Genomic DNA, 12213 nt, shown 5'->3' with positions numbered 1-12213 from the left:
ACCTGGTGTTATACCTATACGGGCAAAATCAAGCATTACATCATGCACCCTAAAAGGAGAGAGTCATGCAGTTATTTGCAAAAGATATCATGATTAAAAATTATGATACCATTCATGTGGATGCGCCTGCAGATATGGCTATCCGCAGAATACTTACCGCCAAAGTCAGGCCCACCGGCCATAAAACGGTCAGTCTGATGGTGGTTGATGATGCACACCGGTTGGTTGGTACCATCAGCATGTTTTATATCCTGTACCATCTCCGCCCATCCTTCCTCAATTACGGCATTGACGGCGATACCCTCTCCTGGCAGGGCGAACTGGATCAATTCATCAAGTCGGTCAAGGAAAAGACCGTCAGGCAGATTATGAATGCGAATATTTTGAGCATATCGCCCGATGAACCACTCATGGCCATTGTCGACAGAATGGTGAAGGATAGAATACGGCGGATGCCGGTAGTTGATAACGGAAAGTTGGTGGGGGTCGTCTACCTCTCAGATATTTTCTACCATCTGTTTAACGATTAGTCGCCTCAGGCAGGCCGGGTTTGCCTGCTCTGCCAGCACAAAAAAAAAAGCCGAAACGATATCCGTTTCGGCTTGAAATAATCCTTTGCTGAACAAAAGCAGCTAAATACAGCCCTTTCCCTCCATGGGTCTCTCCCGCATGGAGCAAACTCTCTCTGCTCCGCTATCCCTTCTTCTGCTCAGCTTCCCGCTCGGCCCGTAAACGATCCCTTTCAGCTTTGAGCTCCTGGTATTCCTGTTCAGCTTTCTGCAGCGATTCATCCTGACGCTTTTTGATCTCCTGAATTTTTGCGTCCAGCTTATTTTTTTTGATCGCCATTCCCTCTGCACCAAACAGGGTATTGGCAAGATACTTAAACGAGAAGAGCATCAATTCAAAATCATTTTCTCTGATTTTGTCCAACGTTTCCTGGTCAACCTCGTAGGTCTGCAGGAAAGAACTCTCGAAAATAAACTTACGGAAGGTATCCAGGTCAGTGGAGGCCATAAAAAACATCCGCTTGGCCGCTTCACTGAGTGTGGCCTGGTGTCCAAAGGATTTACGCCGCATCACCAGACGCAGCCACTCCTTGTTCATCTCATCGCGAAGGTCCACTCCCTGGTCCGCGCGCCACTCACGAATGGTCCACTTTTTTGGTTCTTCATGTCCTTTGCAGTGGTCTTCCTTAACAATAAAAAAGAATTTTTCTTCTTCAGCATCGTCTGTACCACCTTCATGAAAATCAGCCATCCCCACAGGGTAATAACGACAGGCAGTTGGTCGATCCTCATAGACGGTACAGCCTTCCGGGGTCACAAATGGGCATGCCTTTTTTTCACCCACCAGCTTGAGCTGTACCCCAGGCATATCGGTTTTTTCCAGGTAAGTGGGCTCAGTATACTGCGTTATCAGTTCATGAGCCGGAATATTCAGCCGTTTTCTGAGTACCAGAATGTCGTAGGGGGTCAAGATTATTTTTATATTATGGCAACAGGCAGTAAAACAGCTTACTCCGGGATGGCACTCGAACTGCAGCGTTGAGTCAAGGGTCAGTTTTTCAGGAAGAATATTGGATGGATTTTTATCAGTACTGGAAAAAATTTTTGCATCATTCAATTCATGCTGCACTTTATCAGACATGCTTCACCTTTTTCGGAAACTTCCCGAGGAGATTGCAACACTGCACATACAGGAGTTCCACAATTATTGTTACCCCTCGCAAAGGATGGCAGTCCCGGAGAGTCAAAAAAAAACACCGTCAAACAATTTTGTCGGAATTTTTTATATTACCATTTCCCTCTCAAGTGTCAAACCTATTGACCGCTTTTTTCCGCTTTTCCTTGGCCTGCCATCGAAATCATGTCTGATCATCTCTATAAAAAAGGTGCGTTATTCCGCGTGGTGCGTCATGGGGTATTTTTATAAAAAAAGCCCGCCACAATGTAATTTTATGTTTTTTTACCTGAAAAGCTGGTACAAGTGCGGGCTATATTTATGTGTCACACTCCTTGTTACGGAATCAAACCCGACCTTTTTTGCTCAAGGTGATGGACATTTTTTCCGGTTTTTCTTCCCCGAGGCACAGATTGGCTCCCAGAGTACTTCCAATGAAACTTTTCTTTACTCATCCCATCGATTACAGCAAGGTTGAAACCCTCATCTATCATCTTCCAGACGGTCCTTCCTTTTCTCTCGAAATGGATCACATGGCAGAACTCCTTGACCTTGAGATGGAGCTCGGAGACGTGTGCGACACCTCTGATATTGATGGTGTCGTTCATTTTTTCCCCCGGGGCAACGCCTGATACCATCAACGGTTTCCACGCCCCGTAACCGCACTCCTGGTTGGATCGCAAATGTCATCTTCAGCCCTTATTGATACTGGCTTTGATGGGCACGTTCACACGGCTCTCTGCAACCACGCTTCCGGAACCATGGAAGAATATGTCCTGGAAGCGATACGCAAAGGGCTGCACACCCTGTGTTTTCTGGAACATTTGGAAGCCGGCATAACCTACCCGCAGCGGAGCTGGCTTTCCGAAGATGACTTCGCCGTCTATTTTCAAGAAGGGCAAATACTGCAGCGCAAGTACAACGACAGGATCAGGATACTGCTTGGTGTAGAGGCTGGATATAACCCGGAAGCGCAACACCTTTTCCAGGAATCACTGCGAGTCTTTCCATGGGACCGAATAGGACTCTCCTGCCATTTTTTCCGGATTGGTACCGAGCACTTCAATCTGCTCAGCAGCAAACAGCACAGTCGACAGGCACTGGCAGCGTATGGTCGGGAACGAGTACTGACCGGCTACTTCAACGCCCTGGTAGAGGCTCTCCAGGTGATGGTCCGTTGTGATGTTCTCTGCCACATGGATGCCGCTCTCCGTCATGAACGCAACACGGAACTGACTGCAGCCCACCTAGTTCAGGTAGAACGAATCCTGGATATACTGAAGGAGAAAGGTACGGCATTAGAGATAAACACCTCCGGCTTTCAGCTCAGGGGTACCCCCTTTCCACGTGCAACCATCATTCAACGTGCCCTTGCCCGGGGAATACCACTCGTCGCCGGTTCAGACGCACATAGTCCTCGACAGGTCGGCCGCTCTTTTCGTCACCTCGACGCGTTTCTCCAGCCACTCGCTGCCAGGCCCGAATCAGGAAAAGGTACTCGGCAATAATCTATTCGTTCTTTAATTCCAGGTCGATGTATTTGCCCATCACCCGGCGCAGACTCTCCACGTTAAAGGGCTTGTGTATAACGTCATTTACTCCGGCCCTTGCTGCAGCTTCATGATCCTGAACATCACTCTGGGTCGTCACCATGATCACCGGTAATTCTTTTTGACTGTATTTTTGACGGATCCTCTCGGCCAACTCAATCCCGGAAATTTCTGGCATATTCAGATCGGTCAGGACGATGGCCGGCTGTTCCTGTGCCAACCACTCCATGGCGGCTGCCGGAAACTCAAACAGGACCGGTTCACATCCCATTTCATGCAATGTTGCCTTATAGATGCTTAACACCATGCGTGAATCATCAACAGCGCACACCTTATGCAGCCTGGTTTCCGCATCAGGTTCCCCTTCTATGCGTGCCGCAAAATCCTTCAGCCCGTTTTTCCTGAGCAATGCTGCGTAATGCTGCCGGGTCTCCGGATGAGCATGCGCCAGGTAAGTGAGGGCGGGCTCCCGGAACATCTCCTCCTCCGTCAAACTTAGAAAGATATTATCCACCTCGGCATTGACGATTATTTTGATGATATGCCTTGAAGCATCATCACCGATACGGATCAGGTTTCTGATCCCGGTCGCCAAAATTTCATTGTAATTTCGATCAATAGCACGAGCAGCGGCCGCGCAGACGTGATCTTCGTTGTCAGTCAGTCCTGCTGCCAGCGTATAGGCACCCTTATGGAGCGGCAACATGGCCAGGGCCTCATAGGCAGCAAAACGGACATTGGCATCTTCGGGTACACCGTGCAAAAGGTTCCTGATGGGCATTACTGCTTCTTCGCAGCCTATTTCACCAAGGACGTTTAGCGTGTGTACAAGGAGGTCGCTATCCGTTTCTTTCAGGTTTTCAGTCAGGAGCGGAACAGCCTTGGCACCCGCGTGAACCAGGGCATCCTTGGCAAAAATACGCATATGGGCATGATGGGCACGCAAGGTATCATTAAGGACAGCCAAAGAAACCTCATCCTGCACCTGGGCAAATACTGCCAGAATAACGAGGTCAAGCTCATTATCCGTGCCTAATCTTTCTGCAAGCTTCTGCATGGCCGAGGGCGTACCGATCTTACCAAGCGCATGAATGGCACTGTGGATGAGTTGCCGATCGGCGGCATAAAGATAATCAGTGAGGGTGTGGATCGAATCCCAGGCCCCGATACGCCCGAGAGTCTCGATGATGCTTTTTATCTCACGGGTATCCTTGCTCTGCGCGAGGATACCCGTGAGTACCGGTGAAGCAGCTTCCAGCTTTAACTCGCCTGCTGTTTCAATCAACAGGGTTTTATCGACAATGGCGGGATCTTCCAGTGCATGCAGCAGCGCATCCGGATAGGCGGTCAGCATGGATAACAGGGTTTCCCGTATGACCGGGAGACGCGACGCCAGCTCCGGCTGCTCTACCAGCAGCATACTGAGTATGGGGACGGTGAAGTCAACTTCAGCCTTGAAAAGTTCATACAACAGTCTATTTTGGGTCCGTGGGTCCACGTCGCCGAGATGAGACAGGACAAGGCGCGCTTTCAACCCGTCACCTGTCCTGATATTGTCGCGAATCTCTTCAAGCATATGGTCTGTGTTCAGAGCAGCCATATTCCTCCTGCTGAGCAAGCCATTGACGACCTGTCTTTATTTGATGAACCAATCAACCGCAAGCCTGCTAACCACATTCAACCCGCCGCCGAGCACATAGGTATTGCACTTGCCCATGTGGCGGAGAAATACCTGTACCTCATAGGAACGGGTCCCGGCGTTGCATAAAATGATACAGGTCTTATCATCTGGTACTTCCCGGAAACGAGCGCGCATCTGCTCGTACTGTACAGCAACCCATTTGTCAGCGCCATATTTCTCCACATATGGTTCCGCTTCCAATGGATGTCGGATATCCAGCGCAACCCAATCCGGTTCCCTGTCCATTTTCTCCATCCATGCAAGAAAACGATCCAAATCAACCTGGGCAAATCTTCCATCACAGAGATTCTCCGCCACATAGGCTACGGCATTGATAGAATCAATGGCAGAAGAAAAAGGAGGGGCATAAGCCATTTCCACATCGATAAAATCCTCGATGGTTGCTCCCTTGCCGATCAATCCGGCTGCGGTGTCGATTCGGGCGGAAAGCGAATCATTCATCATCCCAAAGCCTTGTACCCCAAGCACCCTGCGGGTCCGCTTATCAAAGACCATCTGCAGAATCACGACCGCCTGATTGGGAAAGAAATGTGCCCTGTCCGGTGGAGAGGTAATGGCGTAGGCTGCGTCATACCCTTCTGCCAGGGCGGCCTCATAGCTAAGGCCTGTGGCAGCAATACACCGTTCAAAGGCCTTCATGATAAAGGAACCGCACACCCCTTTAAAAAGGGTCGGGATGCCTGCGATATTATCAGCGACCGCCCTGCCTTCACGGTTTGCCAGTGAGCCAAGCGGGGCATACATTTCCTTGCCGGTTATGATGCTGGTATTTGCAATACAATCACCGGCAGCATAAATATCAGGATCTGAAGTCTGCATCCGCTGATTCACTTTAATGCCGCCAAACGGGGCAACATCAAGCCCGGCTTCTTTGGCCAACTCGCTGCGCGGCCGAACTCCAACAGCCACAATCACCAAATCCGCCTCAAGGGTTCTTTCTCCGGCTTTTACCCCTGTAACCTGGCCATTTTCATTACCGATAATTTCGGTTGCCAACTCACCGGTGAAAACATCGACCCCGTTATCAATAAGGTGCTTTTTCAACATGCCTGCCAAAGACCAGTCAACAACGCGGTTAAGCAGTTGGGGGACAAGTTCAATCAACGTGGTTTCTACCCCCCAAAGGTCTTTCATAGCCTCAGCCATTTCGATACCAATGGCACCACCGCCAATGACAACCGCCTTGCTCACCTTGCCCTGAGCTATACGTCGACGAATTTCAATGGCCTTGTGCAGATTGGCTATGGTAAAAACGCCATCCAGATCCCCGCCCGGGATGGGCAACTCAAAGGGCTTTGCGCCAGTGGCCAAAATCAATTTATCATACCGCAGTTCCTGCGCTTCACCAGTGTCAAGGTTTTCTACCTTGACAACTTTTCGTTCTCTGTCAATACAGGTTGCTTTAGTTCGCGTCTTGACGTTTAATCCTTTTGCATGTTCAAAAAACTTTTCATCACGGATAACATGAAAACTGGTGGCACGCAGCTCACTTTCATCAGAAACATCGCCACTTACATAGTAAGGAATACCACACCCGCCATAGGAAATCAGGCTGTCTTGATCCACCAACGTTATATTCCAGTCTGGTTTTAAGCGTTTTAAACGACATGCAGCCTTTGGCCCTGCAGCAACAGCACCGACAACAACAATTTCTTTTTTCACAATATTTCTCCTCGTATTACCATTTCCTTCTTGTAGCAAAACTGGATGTAATCAATACGTCACAGACAGCTATCCAGCCATAAATGCGGATAATATTTTTTACCCTTAGATACCAAAAAGCGCTAATTTTTTGAAAAATATTTTCAAATACGCACCTGTTTTTTTTCAGAGCCCAGCCACACTTTTTACAGTGCCTAAAAGCACTATTCCACACGGTTTGTTACTTGTCGCAGATACCAGGGATAAAGGGATAAACAAGCAGAATAAATCCGGATGACGGACAACCTGCTACAATCATTCTGAATACGAAGGGAATAATCCTGGAACCCAGGTGGTCGTTGTAATCAAAAGAGGCAGAGAGTGATAGGGGGTATACTTGATACATACGACAACACTTGCAGGGGAGCAATCATCTAAAAATGGCGGATTGCAAAAGCAAGCAACCATTTTTAGGTGATCTTCACCCGGCAGTTGCAGCGCAGGGAGTTTTTCAACATCCAGCTACCATCAATCGGGCAAGGTGCTCAAAAGCCTCCCGGCTCAGTGAGCAGACTTTGCACTAAGTTCAGCAACAAAATGTTCTAAAAAAGCTGCCATCTCCTGCGCCTTTTCCATGGTGATGGCTGGTACCTGCGCAGCAAGCGCTTCCACTTTCTCCAAGGGAACTCCGGCAGCTTTATGGACGATAAAAGTTTCCACCTCTTCACCTTCAAGGATGCGACCGCACCCTCCTACAACACCCACGAACTCTTCATTGACCATTACAGGCGTACATATTTTAAGCAGTCCGGCATCACAGGATTCTATAATAGTTGCACCGCTGGATTTGGCCTGTTGTGCCATGTGCTGGTGGGCAACGGAACAGATAGCCTGTATGCCTTCAGGATGTGATTTAATCTCTTTACACAACGGATTGACGAAATTCTTAAAGCCGGTAAAAGTAAAGCCCGCATCGTCATAGGCGCAAGCGTTAACTCCCCAGTCATGGTGCAGGGTCTTCTCAAAATCAGTCCATTGCTCCTTGGTAAGCAAATTAAGCATTTTCATAGTGCACTCCTCATTACGGCTGCCACATCACCGATGTGACGCCCAATTTTAAAAAAACTGCCTTCACGTAAAAGACAGACGATAACGTTCAGAAAACCGTTTTCTACATGAAGCAACGAACAGCTATTTTGCCACATTGTATCCGGCGTTATTGGTCTATTTTCTCTTCGCGTACATGCCTGTACATACGGATATTAAGATGCTGCATTGTGACCAATCCCCCTGTGAGGTGAGGATCAAGTTGGTCGAGCAACCTTTCCAGCTTTTCCTGGGTATCAACAAATTCAATGATAACAGGCAAGTCTTCTGACAAGCGGAGGATGGAACTGGTTTTTATCCGTGAGTTGGCGCCATATCCCATTACACCGCGATAAACGGTAGCGCCGGCAATGCCTTGCGACCTGGCGGTAACAACGATCCACTCATACAATGGTTTTTTTTTAAACCGCTGAGCCTCTCCCACAATAATTCGCAGCAGGTACCCCTCTTCGGGAAGTTTCATCATACCCTCCAGATTACCACAGCCAAAACACGCCCGAACCATACCATTAACAAGCCAACCACGACCTGGAGCACACTGTTGTACACCGCAAGATCAAATCGCCCCTCACGCAGCAGGAAAAAAGTTTCATTGCCAAAAGTGGAAAAGGTCGTGAAGGCACCAAGCAAACCGACAAGAAGAAAGCTCTTCATCTCGACAGAGAGGAGGAGTCTCGATTCAACCAGGGAAGTCAACAGCCCTATAAAGAAGCACCCAAGCAGGTTCACCCCCATTGTTCCGATGGGAAAAAGCTGCAACCCGGAACGATCCTGCACCCAACCACTGACAAGATAACGGAGAATGGCTCCGCAAAATCCGCCGGCGCCAATACTCAAAAGCTTCCACACGCCATCCATACCCCTACTGGCCGAATACATTTTCCAAAAGGCCGGGAATCATTTTCTGCAATTGTTTTTCCACTGCCTTGGTGGCTGTTTGTTTCATGATCTGCCCGATAGCGTCCTGAAGATTGTCTCTGCTAAAAAGCGGCTGATCAACCGACCCCCTGATGGGGATATCAATAGTCGTGCCTTCAAGCACCCGGTACCCCTCTTTACCGACAAGGCTGCGGGTGACCGGTACACTCAGCTGATAGTCCAGGGAACCGTCATACCCCACTGAGCCGCTCATGGTCATCTCCGAATCAGCGATCAGTATATGAACGGGTGAACAGCTGACACGACCCTCTTTCCCATGACAGGTTACTTCCGCATCCCTAAGATCCATGGCTTCGTCGGCAAGCCCTAGCAACTGAAGAATTTCACGCAGAAAAACATTGCTTTCCAGTTGCAGCTGCCGTACATCGAAGACGGTTTCAAACTCAGCTTGCTCCACTGTTCCCGCTGGCCAGCGAAAGGCATTAGCCTGCATGCTGACCACTCCCTGGGGACGAACCAACACACCAAACAGCGGGTGCACCTTGCCAAGAACGTTTTGCATCAGTGGTTCTTTCAACTGCACATCCGAAAGCACCGCCTGTGGCTGAGACAAGAAAAACACTGGAGGTTTGCTCGCCCCGTCAAAGCTGGGATTTATTCTAAGCAGACCGCCATTGAGCTGGCCCCTGATATCCAGTTCACCTTTGCCCTGGCCAATTGCAGAAGAAACTGCCAAACTACGCACATCGATCCCTTGATAGCCAAATGTATCGACGACTCCCTCATACGTGAACGCTATACGCCGTTCCTGCCCTGCTGCGGCCTGCAACGGCAGCTGCAGGCTGACCTGTTGCGGGCTCTTTCCACTCATGAGCAATGGTCTGTCAATAAGCTTTTCGGCAACCTGCGCCAGACGGGAAAAATCAGGCAGGGCTTTTCCCTCGATGGTCAGTATACGCTGGACATCCCCTTCATAGGCGACGCTTCCCTTCCAGGTAAGCAGTGACGACTCCATCGCCACCACCGGTAATTCGACGTTTCGGCTTCCCTGGGCCTGTACCAGATTCGCCTGCGCAGCCACCTGCTCGCCTTGCAGGATCGGTTGATCTTTATGGGTAAATCCGATGTGATCCCCTTCCAGTTGAACCTTGGTCTCGAGCTGTCGCTCATGGCCGGTGACCGTACCCTTCAGCCTTGCCTCGCCATCAGCGCGGGTATGCTCAGCTACCCGCCCCAGTTGGTGCAGCACATCCATCAGGTGTTCTACCCGGAAGGCCGAAGAAAAATCCAGACGAAAATCGCTGTAAGGGTCCCGCCAATCTCCCGCATGAACGGCTGTGGCGGATAAAGCAAGAATGCCTGAATCAAGAGCAATGAACGGAACATCCATTCGACGGTGCTCAAAATCAAAAACTGCCCATTCATCCATGGGCACGCGGTAGGTATCAACAGCTGGAAAAACCGCCAGCGGACGGACGACTACCGGCACCTCGGGGTCAGTCGGCGAAGGGCTGCCAGAGAGGGTCAAGCTGATCCGTTGATCCTGGTAACTCGTCTCCTGGTACGCCATATCCAGGTTGGTGGCTTCCGCCTTTACTTCGCCTACCCTGAGCATGTGAGCCTGGGTTGCAACTGTCCCTGAAAGCGTAAGCGCACCCCGAGCTGAAAAAGGCACGCTCGGTGGCTGCAGCTGTTGAAGGAAACCGGTCAGCGGATCAAGATCCAGGGTGGAGGTAAAGGTGAACGTGCCTCGCGGCCATTGCTTGTTTTGGAGAGGTGCAAAGAAATCCCGTGCCTGAACATCAACCTCTCCCAACCAGTTTTCCATGTTCAGGTCAAAACGAAGTGGCTCCGCTGCCCCAGGCCAATTGCGTGGAGCGACTGCACGCAAGGACAAACGAAGAGGGTGGGGGGGCACAATTTCTGCCTTGTCGGCTTTCAGTGAAAAACGATCGACCGTCAGGGATGTTTCCACCTGGTACCCATGGTCTGGCACTGCGGTGGATGTGCTGCTGAACTGCATGTTCCCCTGGGCTGCATACCTGGTATCAACAAAGGTGCGCACAGTCCGTGACCCCTTGTCCAGGTCGACGTTGCCAGCAAGAGAGAAATTATCCAAGCTGCCGCCTCCGCTCAAAGAAAGAAAGTCGGTTGTCAGCCGCACCTCAGGAAAGAAGACTCGATCCGGCTCATGCTGCATCTTCGCGGAGAAAGACAGCGGCTTATCCCATATAATCGGCTGGTTACCATAGGTACCACGCAAGGTGCCGCTCTCTATGGTTAGTCCCACCGCACTTCCTTCGGCTGTTTTTTGCACAGAAAGGGCTACGTCCAACTCACCTTGGGAAAACGAGGTATGGGGTTGAATATGCAGGGTGTTGGGAAACATGGAGAGCAGGACAGGGAGATACAGTTTCCCGTTTACCTGTATCTCTCCGACTGCATCACGTATCACCCCGTGCCCCTCAATATCAGCAAGCGCCGATTCAAGAGAGAAGGTGTTGAGCTGCCACTCGCCCCGAGTATTGGAGGCCGCATCCACTGTCAGTTCAAGCTGGTCGAATACCGGGTGATCAGCGCCCAATGCTCCACCAGTGAGAGCCAACTGCTCGACCCGGCTCTCTCCTTTGATCCTAATATCGTGCAGCCCGGCCGTTCGAATCTGCCACTTCCCATCCAATACCCCGGCGCCAGTAGGAATAGCCGTTCCACCGCCATCCATCGCTGCAGCCGCCTGCAGAAAAGCGGACAAATCAAGCCTGGTAATTGCGACATCAGTAGAAGAGACGAGGGAGGGAAGGATGGGTTGATTGGCTATGGGAAGATTAAAAAAGCCTTGGGCCGAAAAACGACCGTGCTGCTCTCCTGAGAGAAAGTGGAGATCATAGGTAACGGTCCCGTCGCGAAGGCTGGCCTGAAGATCGATTTCTTCAGCAAGCGTCCCTAGTGGGACACTCGTGTTGGGCACTTCCACCTTTCCGTGAGTAAGGTGAAGACCCGCCAGCATCCCCTCCCAGAACGGTTTGTCCGTTTTAATGGCGGAGGATTGATCAGCAACAGTGGAGTCGCCGAATGTGGATTTCCCCCCTTCCGATGGTGGTGAAGACGGCTTCTGCTCCGTATCTCCAATCCCTGCTGCCGCTTTTCTCCGCTGCGCCGTCTTCAACACAAACACCGGTTCCTCGACAGCAACAACACCGAGGTTATGCGGAGCAGCGATCAGTCGTAGAAGACTCCGGTCAGTGGCTACCCGACGAGCGTGGAAAACTGATTTATCCGTGCCCTCCTGGAAACGAACCTCACTGCACTCAATTGCCGTCCACCACCCTCCGCTGCAATTACCGAGAGTCAGATTCCCGCCAATCCGTTCATTGAGCGGGGGGAGCAGCAGACGCAATCCAGGCGAAGAAAGGAGCAGTGTGGGCAAGAGGGCCACCACCAGCACAACAACACCCAGGCAGGAAAGAAGAATCCACGCCCATTTGCTTTTTCCCGTATTTCCCATAACCTCTCCTCCCCGATCTGCCACTGTTTTCAGCACAACACCAGCACCTTGCCTCGAAAGCCGGTGGTTGTCAATGGTGATTTATCCTTTATCTGCAGGAAAGAAAGAAGATGTTAACTCACGGTTCTCCGTACAGGAAACACCTC

General features: G+C 50.5%; 10 protein-coding genes. 3 read left to right on the top strand and 7 right to left on the bottom strand.

Translation table 11 applies throughout. From position 1 onward, the window contains the following. The first annotated feature begins 65 nt into the window (after positions 1-65). Positions 66-530, top strand: a complete 465-nt coding sequence (locus ACZ52Z_RS20150; RefSeq protein WP_464268561.1) for a CBS domain-containing protein — start codon at positions 66-68, stop codon at positions 528-530. A gap of 163 nt (positions 531-693) precedes the next feature. Here ACZ52Z_RS20150 and ACZ52Z_RS20145 read toward each other — a convergent pair whose 3' ends face one another. Further along, positions 694-1650 carry a YkgJ family cysteine cluster protein gene (locus ACZ52Z_RS20145; protein ID WP_464268560.1) on the bottom strand — a complete coding sequence of 319 codons (957 nt, stop codon included), beginning with the start codon at positions 1648-1650 and terminating at the stop codon, positions 694-696. Positions 1651-2117: 467 nt separating this feature from the next. Here ACZ52Z_RS20145 and ACZ52Z_RS20140 point away from each other — a divergent pair, with 467 nt between their 5' ends. Further along, positions 2118-2315, top strand: coding sequence for a hypothetical protein (locus ACZ52Z_RS20140; RefSeq protein WP_464268559.1), 198 nt, complete (start codon positions 2118-2120; stop codon positions 2313-2315). Positions 2316-2366: 51 nt separating this feature from the next. After that, entirely contained in the window at positions 2367-3191 is an 825-nt protein-coding gene (locus ACZ52Z_RS20135; RefSeq protein ID WP_464268558.1) for a histidinol-phosphatase, read from the top strand. 1 nt (position 3192) lies between these two features. On the opposite strand, the gene ACZ52Z_RS20130 is transcribed toward ACZ52Z_RS20135, so the two are convergent. The 6 genes from ACZ52Z_RS20130 to ACZ52Z_RS20105 form a co-directional block, all read right to left on the bottom strand. Further along, on the bottom strand, positions 3193-4833 hold the full coding sequence (locus ACZ52Z_RS20130) for a response regulator (protein WP_464268557.1): 1641 nt from the start codon (positions 4831-4833) through the stop codon (positions 3193-3195). 36 nt (positions 4834-4869) lie between these two features. Beyond that, a complete protein-coding gene (locus tag ACZ52Z_RS20125) occupies positions 4870-6597 on the bottom strand; it encodes an FAD-dependent oxidoreductase (RefSeq protein ID WP_464268556.1) in 1728 nt (575 codons plus the stop codon). 540 nt (positions 6598-7137) lie between these two features. Beyond that, on the bottom strand, positions 7138-7644 hold the full coding sequence (locus tag ACZ52Z_RS20120) for a PocR ligand-binding domain-containing protein (RefSeq protein WP_464268555.1): 507 nt from the start codon (positions 7642-7644) through the stop codon (positions 7138-7140). Positions 7645-7792: 148 nt separating this feature from the next. Beyond that, positions 7793-8149, bottom strand: coding sequence for a DUF190 domain-containing protein (locus tag ACZ52Z_RS20115; protein WP_464268554.1), 357 nt, complete (start codon positions 8147-8149; stop codon positions 7793-7795). Then, a complete protein-coding gene (crcB, locus tag ACZ52Z_RS20110) occupies positions 8146-8541 on the bottom strand; it encodes a fluoride efflux transporter CrcB (RefSeq protein ID WP_464268553.1) in 396 nt (131 codons plus the stop codon). The genes ACZ52Z_RS20115 and crcB overlap by 4 nt, the downstream gene beginning before the upstream one ends. Before the next feature lie 4 nt (positions 8542-8545). Further along, complete coding sequence (locus ACZ52Z_RS20105; protein WP_464268552.1) at positions 8546-12067, bottom strand: AsmA family protein; 3522 nt, start codon at positions 12065-12067, stop codon at positions 8546-8548. Positions 12068-12213 lie beyond the last annotated feature (146 nt).

The sequence above is a fragment of the Desulfogranum aggregans genome (assembly GCF_055398265.1).
This window is presented reverse-complemented; position numbering and strand designations above follow the sequence as displayed.